24 protein-coding genes are annotated in these 22462 nt (G+C 60.3%); 9 read left to right on the top strand and 15 right to left on the bottom strand.

The features are described 5' to 3' along the window. The first annotated feature begins 428 nt into the window (after positions 1 to 428). Positions 429 to 1139, top strand: a complete 711-nt coding sequence (locus JEY66_RS08490) for a hypothetical protein (protein WP_240536837.1) — start codon at positions 429 to 431, stop codon at positions 1137 to 1139. Between the two features lie 213 nt (positions 1140 to 1352). On the opposite strand, the gene JEY66_RS08495 is transcribed toward JEY66_RS08490, so the two are convergent. The 6 genes from JEY66_RS08495 to JEY66_RS08520 form a co-directional block, all read right to left on the bottom strand. Continuing rightward, positions 1353 to 1550, bottom strand: coding sequence for a hypothetical protein (locus JEY66_RS08495; protein ID WP_016845116.1), 198 nt, complete (start codon positions 1548 to 1550; stop codon positions 1353 to 1355). Between the two features lie 652 nt (positions 1551 to 2202). Beyond that, positions 2203 to 2574 (bottom strand): response regulator, encoded by a 372-nt coding sequence (locus JEY66_RS08500; protein WP_016845117.1) that lies wholly within the window; start codon positions 2572 to 2574, stop codon positions 2203 to 2205. 74 nt (positions 2575 to 2648) lie between these two features. Further along, on the bottom strand, positions 2649 to 2837 hold the full coding sequence (locus JEY66_RS08505) for an ATP-binding protein (RefSeq protein WP_026193330.1): 189 nt from the start codon (positions 2835 to 2837) through the stop codon (positions 2649 to 2651). Beyond that, entirely contained in the window at positions 2821 to 3456 is a 636-nt protein-coding gene (locus JEY66_RS08510) for a sensor histidine kinase (protein WP_075968377.1), read from the bottom strand. Before JEY66_RS08510 ends, JEY66_RS08505 begins: the two co-directional genes overlap by 17 nt. A 108-nt stretch (positions 3457 to 3564) precedes the next feature. After that, the gene (locus JEY66_RS08515; RefSeq protein WP_018273541.1) at positions 3565 to 3855 is read right to left on the bottom strand and encodes a hypothetical protein; all 291 of its coding nucleotides are present in this window, start codon (positions 3853 to 3855) and stop codon (positions 3565 to 3567) included. Between the two features lie 230 nt (positions 3856 to 4085). Beyond that, the gene (locus tag JEY66_RS08520) at positions 4086 to 4451 is read right to left on the bottom strand and encodes a response regulator (RefSeq protein WP_026193329.1); all 366 of its coding nucleotides are present in this window, start codon (positions 4449 to 4451) and stop codon (positions 4086 to 4088) included. A 144-nt stretch (positions 4452 to 4595) separates the two neighbouring features. Between JEY66_RS08520 and JEY66_RS08525 the strand changes: the two genes are divergently transcribed. Beyond that, positions 4596 to 5114 carry a histidine kinase dimerization/phosphoacceptor domain -containing protein gene (locus tag JEY66_RS08525; RefSeq protein ID WP_240536838.1) on the top strand — a complete coding sequence of 173 codons (519 nt, stop codon included), beginning with the start codon at positions 4596 to 4598 and terminating at the stop codon, positions 5112 to 5114. A 1167-nt stretch (positions 5115 to 6281) separates the two neighbouring features. Here the strand turns inward: JEY66_RS08525 and JEY66_RS08530 are convergent. Next, positions 6282 to 6509, bottom strand: a complete 228-nt coding sequence (locus JEY66_RS08530; RefSeq protein ID WP_157183484.1) for a transcriptional regulator — start codon at positions 6507 to 6509, stop codon at positions 6282 to 6284. An 818-nt stretch (positions 6510 to 7327) separates the two neighbouring features. Here JEY66_RS08530 and JEY66_RS08535 point away from each other — a divergent pair. The 5 genes from JEY66_RS08535 (at position 7328) to JEY66_RS08555 (ending at position 12927) form a co-directional block, all read left to right on the top strand. After that, the gene (locus JEY66_RS08535) at positions 7328 to 7507 is read left to right on the top strand and encodes a hypothetical protein (protein ID WP_016845126.1); all 180 of its coding nucleotides are present in this window, start codon (positions 7328 to 7330) and stop codon (positions 7505 to 7507) included. 238 nt (positions 7508 to 7745) lie between these two features. After that, positions 7746 to 8180 (top strand): hypothetical protein, encoded by a 435-nt coding sequence (locus JEY66_RS08540; RefSeq protein WP_016845127.1) that lies wholly within the window; start codon positions 7746 to 7748, stop codon positions 8178 to 8180. A gap of 196 nt (positions 8181 to 8376) precedes the next feature. Then, on the top strand, positions 8377 to 9315 hold the full coding sequence (locus JEY66_RS08545) for a class I mannose-6-phosphate isomerase (protein WP_016845128.1): 939 nt from the start codon (positions 8377 to 8379) through the stop codon (positions 9313 to 9315). Beyond that, on the top strand, positions 9312 to 11597 hold the full coding sequence (locus JEY66_RS08550) for a glycosyltransferase family 4 protein (RefSeq protein ID WP_016845129.1): 2286 nt from the start codon (positions 9312 to 9314) through the stop codon (positions 11595 to 11597). The genes JEY66_RS08545 and JEY66_RS08550 overlap by 4 nt, the downstream gene beginning before the upstream one ends. 31 nt (positions 11598 to 11628) lie before the next feature. Then, the gene (locus JEY66_RS08555) at positions 11629 to 12927 is read left to right on the top strand and encodes a glycoside hydrolase family 130 protein (RefSeq protein WP_026193328.1); all 1299 of its coding nucleotides are present in this window, start codon (positions 11629 to 11631) and stop codon (positions 12925 to 12927) included. Positions 12928 to 12987: 60 nt separating this feature from the next. On the opposite strand, the gene JEY66_RS08560 is transcribed toward JEY66_RS08555, so the two are convergent. The 5 genes from JEY66_RS08560 to JEY66_RS08580 form a co-directional block, all read right to left on the bottom strand. Beyond that, on the bottom strand, positions 12988 to 13281 hold the full coding sequence (locus tag JEY66_RS08560; RefSeq protein ID WP_240536840.1) for a hypothetical protein: 294 nt from the start codon (positions 13279 to 13281) through the stop codon (positions 12988 to 12990). 331 nt (positions 13282 to 13612) lie between these two features. Next, complete coding sequence (locus tag JEY66_RS08565; protein WP_077230989.1) at positions 13613 to 14593, bottom strand: sensor histidine kinase; 981 nt, start codon at positions 14591 to 14593, stop codon at positions 13613 to 13615. Positions 14594 to 15591: 998 nt separating this feature from the next. After that, entirely contained in the window at positions 15592 to 16269 is a 678-nt protein-coding gene (locus JEY66_RS08570) for a Crp/Fnr family transcriptional regulator (RefSeq protein ID WP_016845135.1), read from the bottom strand. Positions 16270 to 16447: 178 nt separating this feature from the next. Next, positions 16448 to 16831 (bottom strand): hypothetical protein, encoded by a 384-nt coding sequence (locus JEY66_RS08575; protein ID WP_240536841.1) that lies wholly within the window; start codon positions 16829 to 16831, stop codon positions 16448 to 16450. 498 nt (positions 16832 to 17329) lie between these two features. Beyond that, a complete protein-coding gene (locus tag JEY66_RS08580) occupies positions 17330 to 17494 on the bottom strand; it encodes a hypothetical protein (RefSeq protein WP_168388416.1) in 165 nt (54 codons plus the stop codon). 172 nt (positions 17495 to 17666) lie between these two features. On the opposite strand from JEY66_RS08580, the gene JEY66_RS08585 reads away from it, so the two are divergent. Both JEY66_RS08585 and JEY66_RS08590 read left to right on the top strand, forming a co-directional pair. After that, the gene (locus JEY66_RS08585; RefSeq protein ID WP_026193326.1) at positions 17667 to 18671 is read left to right on the top strand and encodes an alpha/beta fold hydrolase; all 1005 of its coding nucleotides are present in this window, start codon (positions 17667 to 17669) and stop codon (positions 18669 to 18671) included. A gap of 93 nt (positions 18672 to 18764) precedes the next feature. Further along, positions 18765 to 19943 carry an AI-2E family transporter gene (locus JEY66_RS08590; RefSeq protein ID WP_018273536.1) on the top strand — a complete coding sequence of 393 codons (1179 nt, stop codon included), beginning with the start codon at positions 18765 to 18767 and terminating at the stop codon, positions 19941 to 19943. Between the two features lie 68 nt (positions 19944 to 20011). Here JEY66_RS08590 and JEY66_RS08595 read toward each other — a convergent pair whose 3' ends face one another. The 3 genes from JEY66_RS08595 to JEY66_RS08605 all read right to left on the bottom strand — a co-directional run bounded on the left by JEY66_RS08595 (position 20012) and on the right by JEY66_RS08605 (position 22438). Continuing rightward, positions 20012 to 21103: a PAS domain-containing sensor histidine kinase gene (locus JEY66_RS08595; RefSeq protein ID WP_050999346.1), complete on the bottom strand. Its 1092-nt coding sequence runs from the start codon at positions 21101 to 21103 to the stop codon at positions 20012 to 20014. A gap of 30 nt (positions 21104 to 21133) precedes the next feature. Next, the gene (locus JEY66_RS08600; protein WP_016845141.1) at positions 21134 to 21925 is read right to left on the bottom strand and encodes an alpha/beta fold hydrolase; all 792 of its coding nucleotides are present in this window, start codon (positions 21923 to 21925) and stop codon (positions 21134 to 21136) included. 114 nt (positions 21926 to 22039) lie between these two features. Further along, complete coding sequence (locus JEY66_RS08605) at positions 22040 to 22438, bottom strand: low affinity iron permease family protein (RefSeq protein WP_016845142.1); 399 nt, start codon at positions 22436 to 22438, stop codon at positions 22040 to 22042. Positions 22439 to 22462 lie beyond the last annotated feature (24 nt).

The following is a 22462-nucleotide window of genomic DNA, read 5'->3' on the forward strand; positions in this document are numbered from 1 at the left end:
GAAGCGGCTGCCTTCGCGAGGCGATGCTGTTCGCAGCGATGAGTGTCCCGTTCGGGGCTCTAGAGAGGCCGTGCCGACTCGGCGCGGAGAGCCCCGGCATTAACTCATCTTAACTATACTGCTCTCGAGAGTTTGGCGTGCTAGAGGGGCCGCCCTATATAACATGTGTCCACCGCTCCCGAGGGCGGTCGTGCGGGCCATGGAGAGGCTCGCCGGAAGTTTCCGATCCGGCGTCACTTAGTGACGGAAGGCGGTGAAGGCTTCTCCAGATATCAGGCCTTCATCCCGGCAAACGGCCTCGCGCACCCCTGAAAACATTGAAACGAGCCTCCGGCACGTCGCTCGACGCGCGGCATTCTGCGCGCGCGATGCGATTGGCGTTTCGCAGGCCAGGCATAGGGAGACTGGTCTCGGGACTAGTCGTGCAAATGACCACAAAGACCTGCGGTGAAAGGAGCTCTGGAAACTGCCATGAGACTCTCGAAGAAGGCTCGGGAGCAGACTTCTGCAACGAGTCTCAGTTTGACGAGAAGGTCGCGGAATTCGGCCTGGAACCGATAAAAGCATATGCCCGCGTCGCTCGCGTTAAGAAGAAGGTTTCAGAGGCGGCCGAAGCCAAGCGCAAGTACCGAGCGCAGCGAAAGGCGGAAGGATTTGGGCAGTATGTTGTCGAGGTGCCCGTGGACGAGGATGCCAAGCGTACCGTGTACGCCGTGGCACAGGCGATCGTCGACGACAAGACGAACAGCAGAAATATGCGCTCGATCATCCTCTCGGTTGTTTCGAGTCCGGCGCTGCTTAAGCTCCACGAGGTTCTTTCGACGTCGTCGGTAAATGTCTCGTCGATTGTCGAGCTGATTGAGCGGGGAGAATTGGACAAGATCGTCGAGATCTATGCGCTGCGTCCTGCGCTGCTCCCCGACTTGTTGCGCTTAGCGAAGTCCGACACCGACTTCCTGTCGGTGCTCGAGTGCCTCGTTCGTCATGAGAAGGGCATCTCGGAGGGGTCTGCCAAGGGTCTGCTGGAAGCGGCGGTTATCGCAAATGATTGTCCCGAGGTTCTCAGGTTCCTCGAAGTTCGCCAGCGGGGAGGTCTTCGTGGCCGACTGCTTGGTTGGGCGCTGGGAAACATCCAGTAGCTGCCGCGGGCGGAGGCTGGCCAGTATAGATTCGTATCGGGGACGAGAATCCCTCCCTCTCCGCCATAATTTCGAGAAAGCCCCGTAAAATCAGGCTTTTCTGCACACCGAGGACTGCCGGTGTAGCCCCTAGGTAATCCCAACCTGACACGGGACGCAGAAAACTTCAATCGATCGCGGGTCGCCAGGTGAACGCCGACCCGCGTGTCGCCGCTAATCCTTGTGGTCGTTCTGCTCGGCTTCACGCTTGCGAGCTTCTGGGCCTTCATCACCTGCGTGTTCGGCATCGACGATCTGGAGCTGAACCTTGAGGGCGTGGCGAACGGCGAAATCGCGGAATGCACTGGGCCCCGCCGACGCTGCGCCCGTGTGACGGTTGAGGCGACGCTCATCCATTGTCGCCGGCGTCATCGACCGAAGTCAGCGCGGAACGCGCAGTTCCTAAGTCCGACGCCAGCAAGCTTCCGACGCCGCGGCTGTCGCGATGACGGCGTGAGCCCACTGAACGTTCCCGCTCCTCCGAACCGGCGACTACCGAGGGCAAGGACTCGAACGCCCGATCCCGCAAGTGTTTTGCTCGTCTATTCGTCGAGCTGACGTCCCGCGCAAATCGCGGTTGGCTTCGAGTCGGGAAGTGCGGGAATCCCCCTGTCATTCGGCGTGTTGTTTGACCCCCGATCGGCGCCGAAGGATGACCCCGGCCCACGTCGCCCAATTCCTTGAAACATCACCGGAATGGTCGTCACGCGTGGGGTCAACGTTGAAAGCCGATGGGGGTCAAAGTTTCGGCGCTTATTTACAGTCCGCGCACCCGAAATACTCGAAACCGCGCTGGCGCGTGGCTTTGGCCATGGTCTCCAGGGTCTCGGTCCCGCCCGAGGGGGCGCTGTGGCAGTGAAGGATCCGGCTCTCTCTGCTCGCTAGGTAGGCCGAGGATCGAAAGGTGCGTCCCCGGAACGCAGGCTGTCCTGATGTGGTTTGATCGGCAGGGCCCTATCTTCAAGCGCCGTCGAACTCGATGGGCCCGCTGGTTTCGCGAGGGGAGCGAAAAATGTGATCGATCTCAGGCGATCCCCGTCATGTCCCGCAGCGTCGCGATGAGTTCGGCCCCACGGTACGGTTTAGGCAGAAAAACGCTGCCCTTTGGTAAATCATCGCCCGCGGCCCGGACATGACCCGATGTCGCAACTATTTTGATCGGCGGCCAACGGTCCCGCACGAACTGGGCAAGCTTCAACCCGTCCATTGAACCGGGCATCTGGATATCGGTGAAGACAAGGTGGATATCGGCCCGGGTCGACAGGATTGCGATGGCTTCGTCGGCATTTGCAGCCGGGATGACGTCGAACCCCGCATCCTCCAAAATCTCGACGGAATCCATGCGCAGCAGGAACTCGTCTTCGACGATCAGGATGACCGGCTTCACCTTCGACATTTCAGCATGACCTTTGCATGCCAAGCAAAGCGGGGAGGATTGGTTCCGAAGGAAAGGGCGTCGGGAACGCGCGATCATTTGGCCCGATCGTTCCGGACGAGCGGCATCGAGATCACGAACTGGGATTCTTCCGGCGTCGAGGTCACGTCGATCCTTCCGCCGTGCGCTTGCGCAATCTGCGAAGCGATATGCAGTCCCAGACCGAGTCCGTTTCGGCTGTTGCGCACCTCTCCGCGGAAGAACGGCTCAAACAGTCTCTGCATGGCGGCTTCCTGGAATGGGTTCGCCGCAATTAGCCACCCAGAGCCTGAATGTCCCGCCCTCCGTTCTGGCCCCCATCCGCACCGGCTGGTCCGGCGCTCCATGAGTAAGGGCATTACCAATCAAATTGGAGGCCAACTGTCCGATACGCGCGCGATCGCAGTCGACGGGCTCGTTTATCTCGAAGTCGGTCTGGATCAGGCGTTGAGGAGACGCCGTTCGTAATTCGTCGACGACCTGCTCGAGCACAGGCTCGATCGGCTTGGCGTCTCGGTGCAAGGTGATGCCCCCTCCCAGTCGTCCGCGCGCGAAATCCAGAATGTCGTCAATCAGATCGGACATGCGGGTGACGGTCGAGTTGATCATGTCGAGAATACGAAGCTCTTTTGGTTCCTGCAGCGCTCCCGACCGCTGCAGGATCCGCGCGCCGGCGCTGATGGCCGCAAGCGGATTTCGAAGATCGTGGCCGAGGACGGCAATGAATTGTTCGCGCAGCTGTGCGGTTCCAGCTGAGTGGCCAGACCCTCCTGAAGCTTCGACTTCGACTCCACTAGTTCGCGTTCGTAGCGTCGAACCGAACCCGCACGGTATCGCGAGCCGCGACCGGACCACGTCCAGCACCCCGGATTTGAAAGAAGGGTCCGTTTCTGCCGACGAGAGCACCCGTCGTTTGAGACGCGCCCGGAACGACTGAGGAGGGCACAGGCGTCCAGAAAATGGTGCGTCAGGCTAGGCGGCTTCCTTCAGAGAACCGAGACGCCTGCGGAGAAATGCCAGCACCACGATCTCGTCGGAGGTAAGCTTGGCGTACTGGCGCTTGAACTTCTGCGCTATCTTGGCTTCAATCATCTTCACGAGGTTCCCGGACATGTAGGCGTTCAGGACTTCCGGGTGCACGTAGCACTTGCGGTAGATGGCCGGCGTGTTGCCGAGCCGCTTTGAGACGCTCTCGATCGCGGCGACGACGTTGCGCTTTGCGTCGGCCTGGCTGTCGTATTTCTTGAACTTGGCCAGCGCCAACGCCGCCAGAACCGTTCCGGCCCAGGCCTGCCTACCCCGGAGGATCTACCGAGGATAAAGGCCCCAGCTCTGGGGGCTAGGGGGTGTGAGCTGGGGCCAGTACGGGGTTCGCCCCTGGGCAGGGGCATTGGGAAAACTTAGCACTGACGCCTTCGTTCCTGCGCAGGAAAGTTTGATCTGCGCGCATCGCCCCTGCTGAATCGGTGAAAGCACGGCAGCCGGTAAGACAGCTAAGCCGAAGGCGTCCCCTTCGTCTGGCCGAGCTCCTCTACTATTCGAACTATCTCTTCCGGCCGAAAGGGTTTCTGAACAATGCGGCTGCCGGGGACGGGACGTGGCAGGACGGGTGAGAAGCCAGTCGCATAGATGACCGGCAAATTGGGAGACTGCTTCCGATAGCGTTCCGCGATCTGCCATCCATCGACTTGCTCGGGCAACCTGACGTCAGTCACCAGGACATCCGCGACGCGGCGGTTGCACCATGCCAGCGCCTCGTCGCCGGTGCTCGCGTGGATCACGTGATAGCCCGCCTCGCGAAGCGCCTCGACGACGAACTCGCGGATCAGAGGGTCGTCCTCTACAAGGAGTATGCTCACTGCCGGTGACGAAACGTATGGGTCTCGCATCGAACGGCGCAGCGCTCGGTCGTTCCCCGCGTCAATGGCTCTTGCGGACGAGCACGGCCTTGTGGAATTGGATCCCGCCAGGAACAGCTGTCCGCGGCACGTAGTTTTCAATCCATGAACAGGCTCTCCCCGCTCGTACTCAAGCACCGGCTTCCGACTCCCGTCCGGTACGGCATCTCCGCGAGCATCATGCTGGGCTGCGCCATACTGCAGATGGCGCTGCAGATGCAGACCGGCTCGCCGGGGTACCTGCTGCTGCCGGGCGTGTTTCTCTCGGGCCTGATCTTCGACCGGAGGTCCGGAATATTCGCGGCGATCATCGCCGTCGCCGTCGGCGCCTATGTCAGCTATGCCGGCAGCCTGGGTATCGACTATTTCGCGACGAATGCGCTCTTTGCGATCACCGCCGCCGGGACGGCCGCCGTCGCCGAATTCCAGCGTGCCGAACTGCGCCGGGTCGTCATGGCAGACAAGACGAAGGCCTTGCTGCTGCAAGAGATGGCTCACCGGACCAAGAACAATCTGACGATCCTCGGCGGCATGATCAGGCTGGAGGCGCGGCATGGAGGTCCGGAGGTCGCGGCTGCGCTCGAGGCTACCGCGCGCCGGCTGCAGGTGATGGCGGAGGTCTAGGACCATCTATCGCCGAAGCGGGACTAACATGCGCTATTTCCTGAACGACTTGGTCGAGAAGGTCTTTCAGTCCTTAGCGCCTTCCGGACCGATCGCGTGTCAGGGGGTCTGCGAGGACATCGACCTCGCCAGCAACCATGCACTCGCAATCGGCATGATCACGAACGAACTGGTGACGAACTCGCTGAATACGCATTTCCTAGCGACAGGCCGGGCCACATCGCGGTCGCGTTTTCGAGCGCAAGCGGTATCGATCTCTCGGTGTCCGACAATGGCGTGGGTCTCAGTGAGGGGGCGGCGCCGGAGGGATTGGAGTCGCGGATAGTTCAGCTGCTGGCGCAAACAGCTCGAAGGCGAAACTTCCTACGAACGGCTGGAGCCTGGCCTCAGGGTCCGGGTGCGGGCGCACCCGCGATAGCTGCGGTTCGCCAGTTGGTCGTTCTTGACTGTCGGCGGTCCCTGATAAATTGCTTCAGCCAGCCGAGAAGATCGGCGGTGCGACGATGCTGGGCGTCGTAAAGGACTCGATCCAGATCCTGAAATTGGTTGGTTGGTGCTGCATTGCTCTCTCTCTCGTTCGGAGGGAAGCGTCTCAGGGATTCAGTACAAGACGACAGACGGGCTTTTTTGGATGGCCTTGGGGCGGTTGCCCCATGATGACCGAGATCGCGATGCCGATCGCCAAGGCCGACAACAGGGTCGACACGATCGGGTAGCTCCTCTCGTTGCTCATGCCTCAGTGCGAGGATTCGAGCTTCCGCATCTCTTGCAGGCGGGCAAAACAATAGTCGCGATAAAGGGTTTCGATGAATGTCCACATGACCATATCCCCATAGGTCTAATGACCGGAGCCTGATGCGTCGTTGGAGCTCCAATGCCAAGCACGCTGTTCAAAGATATGTCCTTGAATTCAAAGCTGCGCAGAAGCAAAAGAGGCTTTCTTGGCGATCGCGCGCCCAGGGGAGTCCGCGAGCTAATTCGAGCCCTGGCACCAACCGCTGGCGGGCTTTTCACGGGGGCACCGTGGCGCGCGCGATCTACTGCGCGTCATGGGTGCGGAAAAGCAGAAGCGCGGGTCGCACAGAATGGGCGACTGCCAGCAGCTGGCTGCTCACGCAAGGCGGCGAAAGGCGCACCTGAACAGGAAGACCCGCTAACTGATCAGCTTTATCTGGATCGTCCCGTCTTAGGCGCCGGGCGCTGGTTCGCTTTGGAGATTTGCGTTCGAGTCTCTCGTGCTTCCTTGGCCAATCTCAGTTCCTTGAGGCGCGCCATGTTTTCGCGAATATCAACGGCATTTTTTGCCTCTTCTTGCAAGACCACCTCGCGATGCGCGACCGCAAGGCGCTCTCGGTTCGCTTTGGCAGCGCGATGAAGTTCCCGATCGTCACTCATCTTATGGTCTCCGGCCTCGACATGCGTCTTGGAACGGTTAGCTGACCTCATTAGGCGCTCGGTTGAGGGCAGGAAGGCGACCGCTTAGGGCTCTGCAAACCCGTCCGATGGTTTCACGGGCGTATCTCAATGTCGCGCCCATTGGTGCCTCGGTCCCAGCAGTCGTCGGGTCGAGCGTCTGGGCTGTGGTGGCGACCCTGCAACGATAAGCGCCACGAACAATCTCTTCATCCCTGCTCATAGCACGTGCCGGCTGAGAAGTCTGACTTTGTTTCGTCGCCGCCTCAGGGGAGTAAATGATTCAATTCAACTCTGCGGGTGCGGCGAGGGCGACGACCGCCAACGGAGGCAGCCTCAATGCTGCGGGGTCCCTATTTCGATAGATCAGGGAGGCGCAGAACAGTTGCTTGGTTGTGGAGCGAACCTCAATCGCCATTCGGGACGTTCGTGGAAGCTGCTCCGGACTTCGAATTCGAGCCAACGACTCGCATCACTCGATGACCTCGTCGCTTGTGCAAGAAGCATCGCCCGGCACTCCGAGGCGGAGAGCCCTGCAAATTCGATCTCGCTGCTGTTCCTCGACGTTTTAGCGCTCGCTATTCCCAGGACGTAAGCGTAGAGTTGCTCATCACCGCCCATCCTGCGGCTTTCACCGGTGACTGAGGGTAACGAACGCTCCCGCCGAAAGAAAGGAAGAGGAGCGTGCATGTCTCGATCTCGTTTGGCAGTCGACTGGATCGTGTCGCCGGTGATCTTCCTGCTGTCTCCTGTGCGCCTGGTATTTGCAGCGGTTGTCCTTCGTGGATAGCGCAACACGAATGCAATACCTGGTTGGCGGCCAAAATGGAGCCGGCCGCGTCAATCTAAGCCGCGACACGGCGGCTGCCGCCTTGAAGAAGGCGCGGGAACTCTTGCAGGAAGGCTTTATGGACGTGCGGATCTGCACGCCGCGAGGCCAGATCCTGCTGCCTGACGAGTTCGATAAGCTCGAAGCCTGAGGGAACGGCTGTGCTGCCGCGCCAGAGCAAACGGGGGCAGATGGTTTTCGCCTCGGCAGAAAGAAAACGTTGCGGGTTGATCGGCGTGAATGTTGTGCGGAAAGGCAGCTGGACAAAGAGACGGCGACCTTAGTCGAGGAGCGCGCTGTCGACGCGTCGCTGCCGCTTTGCAACAGCAGCCCGGATTTTGCGGCAACGCCGCCGTGTCTGTTCTGGTCGACTATCGAGTTTGATCGTAATGGATGGCTGCGCCTATGAAAGGCCGGACATGTTCAAGTCTAAACAATATCGTGCAGAAGCGGCCAAATACGGCGAACGGGTCAAGGGTTCGACCGATCTGGATGAAGGCCGCAAACTTCAGGAACTGCAGGACCGCCTCGTCTCGCTTGCTGATAACGAGCAGAGACTGGCGGACGACTACCACGACGCAGTTCATGTCATAGGCCCGGACCAATCTCGCGGCGCGGCCCTTGCAAGCGAAGAGGAACGCGTTCTGCGGTGTCTTGGCGCGGCTGTCATCATGCAATGGAACGCTCTGCCGACGACGTTGCAGCGGGAGATCTTCGACACCGCTGGATCGGTCGGCGAGTTGCTAGAGACGGCGGAGCTTCGTGGGCAGATCGCCCGATTTCTGCACAAGCACAAGAATGACGCGAACGGCAACGAACATTGATGAAGGCACGCCCGTCTTTATGAACGCGCAAAGGTTGTTATCGGATGCCGGAGTAGCCACCTGATGGAGGACACGATCGGATCGCGGTGACAGCGCGCGTCGCGAGCGCGACGTTTTTTTAGCCACGCCAGATCTTACCGACCGCACCGACCAACAGCAGTCGCTTCGAGATGCGCGTCAAGGGTAAGGACAATCCATGACCATCGAACATGCCTCGGTGCAGGTTGCGCGCAAACCATGGGGGGTCGTAGACATCCGACCATGGAGCTGCATCGACGTTTCGGGCGATCCCGTCGGGGAATTGTGGTTTGATCGCGTCGATAAAGCTGCACCAGGCTCCGCCCTGCTGTTCAAGCTCCTGTTTACCAGCCAACCTCTGTCGATCCAGGTCCATCCCGACGATGAATTCGCGCACGCCATCGATTTGCCGAACGGGAAGGCCGAGGCATGGTACATCCTGTCGGCAGCGCCGGGCGCGCAGGTTGCGCTGGGACTGAAGCGGCGCCTCACGCCGCAGGCGTTGCGCGCAGCGATCAGGGAGGGCTCGATCGCCGGTCTCGTGCAATGGCGCTCTGTTGCGAAGGGCGACTTCATCTGCGTCCCCGGCGGCACAATCCACGCCATCGGCGCCGGTATCGTGCTCGCCGAGATTCAGCAACGCAGCGATACGACATTCCGCCTGTTCGACTTTGGCAGGCACCGCGAGCTGCACGAAGACGATGCGGTGGCGGCCTCCGATGCCGGGCCATCCCAGGCTCAATCCGCTCCGCGGCGTCTCACCGACGCACGAAGAGTTCTCGTCGCGCGCCCACAATTCGTGCTCGAGCGGGTCGACTTCCACGCCAATTCGCAGTGGGCGCTCGATACCGATCGGGAAACCTGGATCCTCGTGATCGAGGGGAAGGGGCGCATCGGGCGAACGAATGCGACCGTCGGTGACGCGATCTTCATTGAGGCCGACAGCGCCGGCATCGCGATTGGCCCGGACGGAATGAGCGGCCTGGTCGCCTATCCGGGACCGGATCCCATGGTTTCGCTGCTGCAGGACTGCACCGGACGAGCGACCAAGTCTCCCGATGCATCCACCGGCACGGGCTCCAGGAAATCGGGCAAGATCATCGAGGCACAGACATGACGTCGCTCCGCCGCATCGCCCTTATCGGCAACTCGCTGCCTCGCCGTTGCGGAATCGCAACCTTCACGACGGACCTGCAGAGAGCGATATCGGCGTCACGCCCTGATCTGGAAACCTGCATCGTGGCGATGACCGATCGCGGCCAGGCCTACGACTATCCGCCGGCGGTCGCTTTCCAGATCAAGGACGACAATGTCGAAGACTACCTGCGTGCAGCGGATTTCCTGAATGCCGGCCGGTTCGATACCGTGTGCCTGCAGCACGAATTCGGCATTTTCGGCGGCGAAGCCGGCGCCCATATCCTCCCGCTGCTGGCGCGCCTGACCATGCCGGTCGTAACGACGCTTCATACCGTATTGGCCAACCCGTCAGCCAAGCAACGCGCGGTCATGGAGCGCATCGTCGATGCGTCGTCGAAGGTGGTGGTGATGGCCAACAAGGCTCGCGAGCTACTGCGCAGCGTCTACCTCGTGCCGGACGACAAGATCGAGGTGATCGCCCACGGCATTCCCGATGTCGCCTTTGCCGGGCCCGATGTGGCGAAGGTCAGGCTCGGATTTGGCGGCAAGTCGGTCATTCTGACGTTCGGGCTGCTGTCCCCCAACAAGGGCATCGAAGTCATGATCGACGCAATGCCCTCGATTCTGAAACACCGCGCGAATGCGGTATATGTCGTGCTCGGCGCAACGCACCCCAATCTGGTTCGAGACCAGGGCGAAGCCTATCGTGAAAGTCTGATGGTGCGGGTCCGCGCGCTGGGCGTCGAGGACCACGTGGTATTCCTGGACCGGTTCGTAGATCAGGCCACGCTGCTCGAATTCATCTCGATGTGCGACGTCTATGTCACGCCCTATCTCAACGAGGCCCAGATGACCTCTGGAACCTTGGCTTACAGTTTTGGGCTCGGGAAGGCGGTGGTGTCGACGCCCTACTGGCACGCACGCGAGCTGCTTACTGACGGATGCGGAGTTCTGGTACCATTCGGCGATGCGTCGGCGATCGGCGGTGAGATTGCCAAACTGCTCACCGACGACCCGCGCCGGCAAGAGATGGGCCAACGCGCATACGCCATGAGCCGGATGATGACGTGGGAACGCACGGCCGAGCGTTACATGTCCGCCTTCGAGGCCGCGCGGCAGGGTCATCGGCTCAAGGTCTTTGCGCGTCCCGATTCCGGCGCGCCGGAACCACGCGGCCCCGCTGCGCCCGACATGCAGATCGGCCATTTCATGACGATGTGCGACGACATCGGCTTGTTCCAGCACGCGGTTCAGTCGGTGCCGGATCGCTCGCACGGCTATTGCGTCGATGACAATGCCCGGGCGTTGCTCTTGGCCTGCGCCCTCAACAATCCCGGCGAACAGGCGTTGCCGGAAATCCTGACGACCCGCTTTGCGGCGTTCGTGCAGCATGCGTGGAATCCCGACATCAGGCGATTTCGCAACTTCATGGGCTTCAACCGAACCTGGCTCGAGGACAGAGGCTCGGAAGACAGTCACGGGCGGACGCTATGGGCACTGGGCGAGGCGGCGCGCGGAGACGCAAGCCCGTCGCGGCGCAGGTGGGCCACCGATTTGTTCGCCCAGGCTTTGTCGACGGCCGAGAGCTTCAGCTCGCCCCGCGCGTGGGCGTTCATGCTGCTAGGTCTGGACGCTTATTGCACTGTTGCTCCGGATGATCTCCACGCGAGGGAAGTCCGGCATGCGCTTGCTGACAGGTTGATGTCCTGTCTGGCGTCGGTAGAGACGCCGGACTGGGTGTGGTTCGAGGAAGGGCTCGCTTACGACAACGCGCGATTGCCGCAAGCCTTGATGCTGACAGGGATGACGACTCAAACGCCGCAATACCGCGATGCGGGATTGCGCTCATTGCGCTGGCTGATGACGCAGCAGACGAGCGTGGCAGGTCATTTCCGGCCGGTGGGCACCGGCAGCTTCGGCGAACAGCGGCAACATCCCCGCGCCTTCGATCAGCAACCCGTGGAAGCCACGGCAACGATCGCTGCCTGCCTGACGGCGTGGCGTGCGGACGGCGATGCCGAGTGGAAAACCATGGCCATGCGCGCCTTCGGCTGGTTTCTAGGCAGCAATGATCTGTCCGTGGCACTGGTCGATCCGCACACCGGGAGCTGCCGCGATGGATTGCATCCCGATCGCGCCAACGAAAACCGTGGAGGCGAGTCGGTCGTCTGCTATTTGCTTGGACTTGCGGAGATTCGTCAGCTCGCGCGCGTCAACACCAGCCTGAACAAGCCCACGGCCTTACGCGCCGTGGGCGCTTGAATTCCCTTTCATCCAGCGACCTGAGGATACCGTGTCACAAGCTACCTTCCTGAACCGGCAGGCGCTTCATCTGCGTCCCGATCCCGCGCGAGTTATCGTGCGGCCATTCAAGCCGGCGACTGAACCTCGCGATCTCAACCCCACCGACAAGATGCGCGCAAATCATATCGTCGAGCGAGTTCTCGCACTCGATCAGGAAGCGGTTGCCGCTCAGCTCGCGGACGTCCTGGACAATTTCAAGGGTCGGCATCGCAACCTGTTGGAGAGGTTCGAGGCCCGCGCGGACGAAATGGAGGATGCTTTCGCGACGCATGGCGTCTTCTCAAAGACGCAGCGCCAGCTGGTCGGCGCCTATTTCCTCAATGAGTATTCATTCGAAGCCTCTGCCTTGTTCAATCCCAGCATCGTGGCGCACCCCGATCAATCAGGAGCGCCGAAGGGCGGTGTGCGCTTCATCCTCAGTCTCCGTGCCATAGGCGAAGGGCATGTATCGTCACTGACGTTTCGAACCGGGACCATCGCGGCTGACGGCAGTCTGGCTGTTGATCCGACGGCTCGGCTCGCGTCGATTCCGAGGATTTGCCATCGCATATCGGGGCCGGACGGCGAGCGTGTCGAGCTGGTTTTCAAGCCCGAAGAAGACCTGACCGAGCGCGTCATTTTTCCCGTCACAGAATCCCAATCGAACGGCATAGAGGACGCGCGCTTTGTCGAATTCAGCGACGGCGATCGAAAGACGTATTACGCGACCTATACCGCTTACAGCGGTCGAGCCATCCGCTCCGAACTGATCGAGACCAGTGATTTTACGTCGTTTCGACTGGCGCCCCTGCGAGGGGCTGCGGCTCGGAACAAGGGCATGGCACTGTTCCCGCGCAAGATCGGCGGCCAGTATGCCATGATCGCGAGGCAGGACAATGAGAACCTGTATCTAATCTATTCAGACGACCTCCACACGTGGGATGGCGGTCAAGCCATTTTGAAACCGCAGTTTCCCTGGGAGTTCGTCCAGATTGGCAATTGCGGGTCGCCGATCGAACTCGATGAGGGTTGGCTGCTGCTGACGCACGGTGTCGGCCCGGTCCGCAAATACTCGATCGGTGCGGCGCTGCTCGACAAGCGCGACCCATCCAAGGTGCTGGCGCGTTCGCGCGAGCCGCTATTGCGGCCTGAACCATCCGAGCGTGAAGGATACGTCCCTAACGTCGTTTATACGTGCGGCGGGATGCGGCACAATAACCAGATCATCCTGCCATATGCCGTGTCCGACACATTCTCAAATTTCGCAACGATCGAGATTTCCGAGCTCATGAACTCGATGAAATGCTAGGGCGCGGCCAGCTGATCTCAGGAGCATACATCCAGTTCAATAGCTGCTTTTGTTCCCGAGCTACTCCTGCGCCTTGACGCCAGGCCGCACGCTTATCCTTGCGAGCTCGCGACGCTCGTCCTCTGTCAGCTGCCAATCCTCGCACTGGCTGCAAAGCTGCGCGAAAACGTCGTGTAATTGGCTTCGGGCTACCCTGACGATCTCGGTATCGTCGAATTCGCAAGACTTCAGGAAAATTGGCAAGGTAAAACTGGTCTGACGGCTTTCGAACTGAAAAGTCAGGCGAATGTCCTCGCCACGTGCATTCGGCAGAATCACCTCGATGCGTGCGATCGTAATCTCGAACATATTCATGCGCATCTCTTGCTTGGTCGACCTTGAATTGAGCTTTTCAGCGGGCGCGCGGATTCCAACGAGGTTGCTCGGATGCACCGATATGAAGTCGCCCGTCCTTGAAGTTGTCAAAGGGAAGCGGCATGTCCGCAGCGTCACGGGCTCAGGCCTTTCGGGCATATTGCCGGGTTAGGCGCAGGCGCTGGCCGCAGACGTCGAGCCGATGGGCATTGTGCGAGGCCCCCTCATGCAGTCTCCCGGAAGGGCCGGCCACTCTGGAACGCGGACCTGATCTCCGTCTTCAAGGCTCCGCGTTGCGCCGGCCGCTACTATACGAAGATCTCAAGGTTCCTCACCTTGCCAGGCGATCTTTGCTCATGATCAGCGTAACGACCAGTCCCTCTTCCGACCAGTCGAATGCGATGGAGCCACCGAGTTGGGCCGCCATGCTCCGCTGCACCAATTTGCTTCCAAAGCCATTGAGCATTGCGGGAGCCTTAAGAGGCGGGCCGCCCCGCTCGGTCCAGGTCACGACGACTTCGTCGCCATGGGCATTGCACGACACGTCCAAGGTGCCGCTTGCCAGCGATAGCGAACCGTATTTCGCCGAGTTCGTTGCCAGTTCGTGCAGCACAAGAGCGAGCGTTGTGCTCGACATTTCGCCGACTTTCATCTTGGGCACCGAAACGCGAATGCGGACGCTCGCCTCTCTTTCGTCGTAAGGCGCGAGCAAGATGGAGACCAGGTCACCAAGAAGCGCTCCTTCGCTCTTCTTTCCCGGTATGGGGCGAATGAGATCCTGTGCACGCCCCAAGGCCATCAGCCGATTTGTTAGCTCGTGGGCCATGTCTTCTTTGGTTGCGGCCGAACGCGATGTAAATTGAGTAAGCGCGGTCGCGATAGTCAGAAGGTTCTTCACGCGATGGCTCATCTCACCGGCCAGCAACTCGTTTGCTTCTTCGGCTTGCTTGCGTTGGGTAACATCGAGGAAGATGCCAAACATGGTTCGATCGGCAATGTCCGCATCGTCGCCTTGCCCGCGCGCGGAGATCCAACGGATGTCGCCGTCGAACAAGATGCGAAAGTCAATCTCGTAAGCGCCTACTATTGCGCGAGTAGCGGCAAACGCAGACCTGACCCGTTCCAGATCGGCAGGATGGATGTTCCTGGACAGGATCTCGAATGTGATGTGTTTTTCGCTCTTCGCAACGTCCCACAGGTCGTAGGCGCGTTCGTCCATCGTAATGGCGTCCGTATCCACGTTCCAGGCCCACAAGGCCACGCCGGCGGCGTCGGTCGCAGCACGCAAGTGCTTTTCATTCCAAACCGGCATCGATATCTTATCGGACGACATCCGCTTTGCTTCCATCTTGTACACCGATAACGGCTGAGGGGCGCGGTGGTGCCAGGCAGCGCATGTGAGCGGAAGAACGAGGCTTGGCGGAATCAATTTCCGTGATCGGCCCGCGCCGGCCGGCCTGCGCACTCCGACATACGCGCCGCGAGCGGATAGGAATGAGCCTTGCCTTAGTCGGCGTCCGTGATCCTGCCCTTGCCTTTGCATGACTGGCATTTCGCTGGGTAGATCTTTCGGCCCGGTTCCACCGGCTGCATCGTCGGAGCGAAGCCCGTTCCGCTGCATCCAGGGCAGGTATGCTCTTTGATCTTTAGCGTCATATCGACCTTTCAGGTTCCGCGGATCTGCGGCCACCAATTTCATTACAGATCGCGCGCTTCCATGATCGATCACGCTTCAGCGGTCCGTCCTGCTTCTCGCGCTCCTGCGCCAAGCCAAACAAGAGCGGCCCGAGTTCGGCACTGGTCGAGATCTCGGGCCGCCCGAACGGCGCGGGGGCGGCCCGCGACGCCCGGCGTCATCCGATCACATCCAGCTCGCGGTCGCTGTGCAATTTTGCTCACTCTTCGACGCGCCACTTGTTGGTCCCCACCTGCTCACGCGCCCTGATGCCGGGCACGCGAGGTAAGACCGGTCTGAGGTGCCTTCGAATTGAAACGTCGGCCGACCGTCCTCGCCGTGTTCGTTCGGCGGAATCGTCTCGATGCGTGATCTGTATGCTGAATGCATTCAGCGCATCACCTTGCTTGATCGACCTTGAAGCGACTTCCCTCGGCTTGATCTCGATCTCGATCGCGCTCGGCAGCGATGCTGCCGCGATCATACCAAATGACAACCATACTGGATCGCGATCAGCATCGCAGCGATCCAGCGAGAGGGCGAATGCTAAAGACCGGCGAGGGGGCCGACGTGCCCGACCTCCAAATGGCGATGCCACGCATCTGCAGTCGATCAATCGACCGATCGCGCGCCGGTCAGTCCTTCCGGCCCAGCTCCGACTTCTCAATCAGAACGGCGTTCAGGAGCGAGCTATGGACCTCGATTTTTCCATTGTAGCTGATGAAGCCAAGCCTGCGGAATTTATTCATGAAGAAACTAACCCGCGATCGGGTCGCGCCGATCATTTCGGCAAGTGTTTCTTGACTGATCTTGACCCCAATAGGCTGCGGGCTGCTTTCCTTGCCGAAATTCGCGAGCAGAAGCAACAGCCGCGCCAGACGTTTTTCGCTGGAGTTGAATAGTTGGTCGATCAGATCTTCTTCGATTCGGCTATTGCGCGTGAGCAGATACGCCATGAACAATTGGGAGAACTTGGGCCTGCCTTCGAGCGCTGAAATCATTGCCAGTTTCGATATTCTAGTGATGATGCTGTCTTCCATTGCCGTAGTCGTCGCGATACGCAATGGCTGGCCGTTGAGACAACCTTCACCAAAGAATTGTCCCGGCTCCAACATCCCGACGACGGCTTCCTTGCCCTGGTCGGAGACGACCGTGAGCTTGATTTTTCCTTTTTGAATGTAGAAAACCGCGTCCGCGACATCTCCCTGCACGAACACGTTCTGACCCTTGCCAAGCTTCGAGATCGATTTTCCTTCCCCAACCTTGGCGAGGAAGGTCTTGGGATCAAACTTGTCCTTCGCAGGCTTGGCCAAATGGACGCTCTCATTCCCTAGGTGTAATGCCCCGTAATATTAGCAGAATGTCCGCTTCGTGGAAGGCGCAGCGCGCGAGATCGGGAACGGAAATCACATCAGGGAATTCCGGCCCGCAAGGGGGCCAGGTATGGACACCCCGAAAAACTGCGCAGATCGCCCTGCGCAGGTTCGCCGGCTATCCGCGTTGCTCCACCGCTTTTTCGCGGCCGAGCGATTCGGCACAAGCCCTTGCAACGGCCGAATTTGGCTCGGTGCTTCCCGGCATCGTGGCCCAACCTCCCTTTTCAACGAACTTGCCCTGGTCCGATACATAGGTCGTCTTCTTCATTTCGGTCAGGTTCGCCGAGGCATCAGCAGCCTGTCGAAACTTTTCAACGCAGATGGGTGTGAGAGCTGCGACGACGGCCGTCGCAGCGCGGCTTGCAGCGAGGGTCTCTGCGGACCCACCGGTCACCCAGCCGCCCCAGCTGAAGCCAACGATCGCCAGGGCCATCGCCCCAGCCACAGCACCCCACAGAACGGAGCGCGCGGTCGCCTTTGTCTCCCGGGAGATGTCCATGGTGTCGCCTTTGACTTGGAGGATCGAGATAGCCGAGGAAGCCAAGCATGTCGATCGATAGACGGCTGTACCAAATTGCTCACTCAGCCTGCGGCGAGACCATTCGGACAATTTGGATGGACACATTGCCGCACGACGTCACCCTAGACGAAGCCTTAACAAATCGGCTGGATCGGATGCCCTGCGATGCTCAGACCTGTACGACCCTAGCTACATTCCCACGCAGTTGGGCGGCGAGTGCCAGCGGTCTACGCATTCTGTTCCTTTTTGAACAGCCAGCGCTGTCTACCCGTGCTCTGTTCTTTGATTGCCTGACTTGGACTCATACTTCCGATCGGCCCGGCCCTCGTGGCCGGGCTTTTCGTTCCGGTCCATGGATGTCTCTGTTAGCTTAGAACGGTCATCAGTCTGAGTCTGAGCAGAATCACAGCGGCCGTGCCCTTCACCGGCCGCCGCGAGAGAAGCGAGGCCGCCAATTGGCGGCCTCATCGACAAGTTCTAACCGCCGGGCTCTTCCTTGTGATCATGCGGGGTGCCGCGATTTTTGTCGGTCTGCTCCGCATCCCCCGGCGTTTTCCCTGCCATATTTCCAGGGTTGAAATGGTACTTGCCATCGGGGTTCTCGCCAGGCTGCTTCTCATTCGGGTTCTTCTTGTTAGTCATTGGACCAGTCACTCCTTGGGAAGAGTAACAATGTTGAACGGGACCGAGGTCTCTATGTTCCCAAAGCTGCGATTGACCGCGTGGAACGAAAGCTCGCTCGTCCCCGTTGAGCATCACCTGCAACATTTCTCATTGGCGTGAGGCGTCGTGCAGACCACTTGAGGTGTTGCACATGGCTTTCTCGCAAACACGTTCTTCCGCATTCCTGTCCGACTGTCTGGTCGCCTTCAGGCGATATCCGGCCATCGTCGCCTTTGCTGGGGCAGCTACCCTCGTGGCGGCGACGGCGATCGCGAACCGGCATCTTGCCGATAAAGCGCAGCGTGATAACCCGCCACGGGGTCGGTTCATCGACGTCGACGGGGTTCGGCTGCACTATGTGGAGCGCGGCAATGGCCGGCCGCTGGTTCTCTTCCACGGCAATGGCAGCATGATCCAGGATTTCGAGTCGAGCGGCCTGATCGATCTGGCAGCCGAGAATTACAGGGTCATCGTCTTCGACCGACCGGGATTCGGGCATAGCCTGCGGCCGCGAAACGTGGTTTGGACGCCGGAGGCACAGGCGGACCTGTTCAGGAAGGCATTTGATGGGCTGGGCGTTCAGCGAGCCATCGTACTCGGGCATTCGTGGGGGGCGTCGGTCGCGGTTGCGCTGGCGATAAGGCATCCTTCCTTCGTCGAAGCACTGGTGCTGGCATCGGGATACTATTTTCCGACCGCGCGAGCAGACGCAGTGGCCTCATCTCTACCCGCCACACCCGCGCTTGGCGATATCATCAGCTACACCGTCTCACCGATCCTGGGGCGATTGATGTGGCCGGCAATGTTGCGCAAGGTGTTTGGCCCGCAACCTGTCCCCGGCAAATTCGCCGGCTTTCCGAAGGAAATGGCCGTCCGGCCATCACAGCTCCGCGCCAGTGCCGCGGAATCGACGTTGATGGTTCCCGCTGCATTTGCTTCTTCGAAGACCTACGGCGAACTCGACATGCCGACGATCATACTCGCGGGCGAGGATGATCGTTTGATCGATATCGATGAGCAATCGGCCAGGCTGCATGACGAGGTCAAGCAGAGCAAGCTGCACCGCATTGCCGGAGCCGGACATATGATCCAGCAATCTGCCACGCGAGATCTAATGGCGGCTATCGACGAAGCCGCTGCCGAGACCCTGCACTAGTCCATCGGATGCGGCGATGCGCTGGCGCGTACCGCTCGCCATGACCGCGCAGGGCTACCTGGCTGGGTCCGGGCTCCGGCAGGACAGATTTGCGTGGAGGATGGAGGAAACGCCTTGGTTTCGCTTTCGATGTTGCCGCAGGAGTCCCCATCGTCGCCAGGGCAGGACGCCGGCGCGTCGGAATCGGAGGCCCTGCCAACGCAGGCGGTCGACAATGTCGAGATGCCGCTGCCGTCCAGTCCGCAGACGTTCTTTCTCGGTAGCCTGTTGACACTGGCCGTCCTGGCGGCCGTGTACGTGGCAAGCTCGATCATATTGCCCGTGGTGCTCGCCTTCGTGTTGCAACTCATTCTGCAACCTGCCGTGGATCTTCTCGAGCGTATCGGCCTACCCCGTACCGTCGGCGCGCTCTTGGCGATCCTGCTGGTCGTGGGAGCGCTCGTCGGCTTTGTGGCAGCCTTGTCAGTACCCGCCGCGTCGTGGGCGGAGAAGTTGCCGGACGGCTTACCGCGCCTGGAAACTCATCTGGTCGTCCTGAAGCGCCCGATCGAAGCGCTGCAAAAGGTTGTCCAGCAGGCGGAGCACGTCGCGGACTCTCCCGGGAAAAAGGAGCCCACCGTTTCGGTTCGCCGCGATCTCGGTCTGACCGGCGTGCTCTTTGCCGGAACGCGAGCCGTGCTCGACGGCCTGTTCACGACGGTTCTGGTGCTCTATTTCCTTTTGGTCGCAGGCGACATTTTTCTGCGACGCATCGTCGAGGTGCTGCCGAATTTTGCCGACAAGAGGCAGGCCGTGGACATCTTCCAGCAGATCGAAGCGGACATATCCGCCTATCTGCTCACGATCACGGCCATGAATGGTGCGGTGGGAATAGCGACGGCGGCTGCGATGTACCTCTGCGGGCTTGGAGATCCCTTGTTGTGGGGAGCCGCTGCCTTCCTGCTCAACTACGTTCCAATTCTGGGGCCGTTGTTGGGAACCGTTATCTTCCTGCTGGCCGGAATGTTGAGTTTCGACAGCTTGTGGTGGGCCTTGCTGCCGGCGGTTCTTTACTTCTGCATCCACCTCGCCGAGGGCGAGACCCTGACTCCCATGCTGCTTGCGCGACGCTTCACCCTGAATCCCGTGCTGATCATCCTGTCGCTGGTGTTCTGGTTCTGGATGTGGGGGGTGCCCGGCGCGATCCTGGCCGTTCCAATGCTGGCCATCCTGAAGATCGTCAGCGATCGCGTCCGTCCGCTAAAGGCTTTGGGGCACGTCCTCGAAGGATAATCGCAGTATCGCGTCTCGGTGATGGATTGAGGACGTGCCGCCGGCGAGGCAAGGCCAGTGCTGGCAGGCTACGAAAGAGGCATAGAGAAGGTGAAGCGGGTCCCAGCGGAGTTCGATGCAACGGTCAAAGCGCCCCCATGGGCCTTTGCGATCTGAGAGGCGATGTAGAGCCCCAATCCAAGCCCCTGCTTGCTCGCACGAGCTTTGCCGCGGAAGAACGGTTCGAACAACTTCTCCATCACCGTTTCCGGAATCGCCTCACCCGCATTGGCGACCCAGAGTTCAAACGATCCCTTTCGCGTCTCGGCGTGAACGACGATGGGTTTGTCGGTTGCTCCGTGCGTCACCGCGTTGCCGAGAAGGTTGGAGAGGAGCTGGCCGATGCGGATGCGATCGCAGTTCACCGGCTCGTGGATGACAAATTCGGTCTCGATGACCCGGCCGGGTGAGGCCAGTCTCAGTTCGTCGACCACCTGGGCAAGGGCAGGTTCGAGCGGCGCTCTTGCATCGCGTTCCAGGGTAATACCGCCGCCCAGCCGACCGCGCGCGAAGTCGAGGACGTTGTCGATCATCGAGGCCATTCGCATGACCGTGGTCTGCATCATGGCGATGATCTGGTGTTCCTTTTCGCTATGGACGGTTCGGTCGAGAATTCTCGCGCCGGCGCTAATGGAGGCGAGAGGATTGCGAAGATCGTGACCGAGCACGGCGATGAACTGTTCGCGCAACTCGGAGGTTTCGTGCTCGAGCCGCAGCAGTTCTTGCGTCGCCTTCTCCGCGCCAATCGCCAATTCTCGGGCGGCCAGAAGCTCGTGCTCGTAGCGCCGCCGATCCGTCGCCTTGATCAGGGCTAGACGGATGAGCAGCAGCCTTCCTTCCGGATCGCGGCGCTCGTTCGCGTTGGCGATCATCTGCAGCGGCGTACCGGCGGCGGTCAACACGTCGATGGCGAATTCGTCGAAGGATCCCTGCATTCGGAGCAGCGGCGCGATATGGGTTTCGTAATAGATGCGGCCCGGCATGGTCAGGAAATCGCTGAAGCGCTTCCCGATCATCTGTGGCGCCGTAAGTCCGCTCCATTCCAGGAAGGTGAGGTTGACGTACTCGATCCGGCCGTTCGGCTGCAGGGTGACGTAACCGCAGGGCGCGTTGTCGATCATGTCCTTGAACTGGGGATCGGAGGCGCGCACTTAGACAAAAGGTCGCATCGCCGCGATGACCTCTTCCGGCGCGCTCAGATTTGGGCAATGCCCGGTCGCGTCCAGGACGATCATCTGGCTGTTGGGAATATTGCGGGCGACAAACTCGCCGACCTCCGGAGGGGCGATAATATCCTCGCTGCACTGGAGAACGAGGGTCGGAAGGAAGACCTCCGCGAGGTCTTCGCGGTTGTCGGAGGTGAAGGTCACCCGGGCGAACGCTTTGGCGATTTCGGGATCCGTGCTGCAGAAGCTATTGGTTAGCTCCTGACCCAATTCCGGTCGGTCGGGATTGCCCATGATCATCGGCGCCATCTGCATCGACCAACCCATGTGGTTCGAGTCGAGAAACCTGAGCAATTCCTCGATCTGCTGAGCGCTGAACCCACCAACGTATCCATCGTCGTCGATGTAACGGGGTGACGGGCCGATGAGTACGAGCTTGCCGAACATCCCGGGGGCTTGTCGGGCGGCCAGCACGCCGATCATGCTGCTGACGGAATGTCCTACGAAGACGGAATCCTTCAATCCGAGCTCCGTGCCGATTTCGACCACGTCTTTGGCGTAGCCGGACAGGGTCGAATATTTGGCGCTGTCGTAGGCCGAGAGGTCGGAGCCGCCGGCGCCGACGTGGTCGAACACAACGGTCATGAAATCCTTTTCGAACGCGGGAGCCACAAAGCGCCACATGTTCTGGTCGCACCCGAAGCCGTGTGCGAAGATCATCGTCCGGTGGCCGGCGCCGCGAACGCGAACGTTATTTCGTTTGATTGTGCCTGCCATCAGGACTCCCTGAATCGCCCTTTATCGTGCAGTTCCTCTAACGTCGCCGGGCCGCGGTCCGGTTTGCGAGGCCTGAATGCAGTGGAGATGCCCGGTCCAGCGAGCCGATCCGGATCAGCCGGCGCGCTCGAGCATCTCGACTTTCGCTTGCTTGATTTCTTCATCCGACGCCTCCTCGATGCCCGCAATGCGGTTGCTTGCGGCCTTGGTCGCCAGGATCAATTCGTCGAGTTTCAACTGCAAGGCCAGCGTGTCGCGGTTCTGCGTTGACTGGATCAGAAAGACCATCAGGAACGTCACGATTGTCGTGCCCGTGTTGATGACGAGCTGCCAGGTATCGCTGAAGCCGAATAAGGGACCTGTGATCGCCCACACGAGTACGACGGCAACTGCCAGCAGAAAGGTCGTCGGTCGGCCGGAAATGCGCGAGGTCGCAACTGCCAGCCGGGCGAACCAATTGCCGCTTGGTTGAGCATTCGCGGACGTAGAGCCTATGGGCAGATTTGCGCGCATTGAATGATTTCCTTGGCGAAGCGG

Origin of the sequence: Bradyrhizobium elkanii USDA 76 (assembly GCF_023278185.1) — a bacterium.
In the GTDB taxonomy this organism is placed as follows: Bacteria; Pseudomonadota; Alphaproteobacteria; order Rhizobiales; family Xanthobacteraceae; genus Bradyrhizobium; species Bradyrhizobium elkanii.

What these genes read in the sequence shown, in the direction of transcription:
- JEY66_RS08540 (WP_016845127.1), top strand. Translation starts at nt 7,746, where the DNA reads ATGGATGGCTGCGCCTATGAAAGGCCGGACATGTTCAAGTCTAAACAA.
- JEY66_RS08500 (WP_016845117.1), bottom strand. Translation starts at nt 2,574, where the DNA reads ATGTCGAAGGTGAAGCCGGTCATCCTGATCGTCGAAGACGAGTTCCTG.
- JEY66_RS08505 (WP_026193330.1), bottom strand. Translation starts at nt 2,837, where the DNA reads ATGCAGAGACTGTTTGAGCCGTTCTTCCGCGGAGAGGTGCGCAACAGC.
- JEY66_RS08580 (WP_168388416.1), bottom strand. Translation starts at nt 17,494, where the DNA reads ATGACTAACAAGAAGAACCCGAATGAGAAGCAGCCTGGCGAGAACCCC.
- JEY66_RS08530 (WP_157183484.1), bottom strand. Translation starts at nt 6,509, where the DNA reads ATGAGTGACGATCGGGAACTTCATCGCGCTGCCAAAGCGAACCGAGAG.
- JEY66_RS08490 (WP_240536837.1), top strand. Translation starts at nt 429, where the DNA reads ATGACCACAAAGACCTGCGGTGAAAGGAGCTCTGGAAACTGCCATGAG.
- JEY66_RS08595 (WP_050999346.1), bottom strand. Translation starts at nt 21,103, where the DNA reads ATGATCGACAACGCGCCCTGCGGTTACGTCACCCTGCAGCCGAACGGC.
- JEY66_RS08565 (WP_077230989.1), bottom strand. Translation starts at nt 14,593, where the DNA reads ATGCCGGTTTGGAATGAAAAGCACTTGCGTGCTGCGACCGACGCCGCC.
- JEY66_RS08545 (WP_016845128.1), top strand. Translation starts at nt 8,377, where the DNA reads ATGACCATCGAACATGCCTCGGTGCAGGTTGCGCGCAAACCATGGGGG.
- JEY66_RS08495 (WP_016845116.1), bottom strand. Translation starts at nt 1,550, where the DNA reads ATGACGCCGGCGACAATGGATGAGCGTCGCCTCAACCGTCACACGGGC.
- JEY66_RS08600 (WP_016845141.1), bottom strand. Translation starts at nt 21,925, where the DNA reads ATGGCAGGCACAATCAAACGAAATAACGTTCGCGTTCGCGGCGCCGGC.
- JEY66_RS08605 (WP_016845142.1), bottom strand. Translation starts at nt 22,438, where the DNA reads ATGCGCGCAAATCTGCCCATAGGCTCTACGTCCGCGAATGCTCAACCA.
- JEY66_RS08550 (WP_016845129.1), top strand. Translation starts at nt 9,312, where the DNA reads ATGACGTCGCTCCGCCGCATCGCCCTTATCGGCAACTCGCTGCCTCGC.
- JEY66_RS08535 (WP_016845126.1), top strand. Translation starts at nt 7,328, where the DNA reads ATGCAATACCTGGTTGGCGGCCAAAATGGAGCCGGCCGCGTCAATCTA.
- JEY66_RS08575 (WP_240536841.1), bottom strand. Translation starts at nt 16,831, where the DNA reads ATGGACATCTCCCGGGAGACAAAGGCGACCGCGCGCTCCGTTCTGTGG.
- JEY66_RS08585 (WP_026193326.1), top strand. Translation starts at nt 17,667, where the DNA reads ATGGCTTTCTCGCAAACACGTTCTTCCGCATTCCTGTCCGACTGTCTG.
- JEY66_RS08525 (WP_240536838.1), top strand. Translation starts at nt 4,596, where the DNA reads ATGAACAGGCTCTCCCCGCTCGTACTCAAGCACCGGCTTCCGACTCCC.
- JEY66_RS08560 (WP_240536840.1), bottom strand. Translation starts at nt 13,281, where the DNA reads ATGAATATGTTCGAGATTACGATCGCACGCATCGAGGTGATTCTGCCG.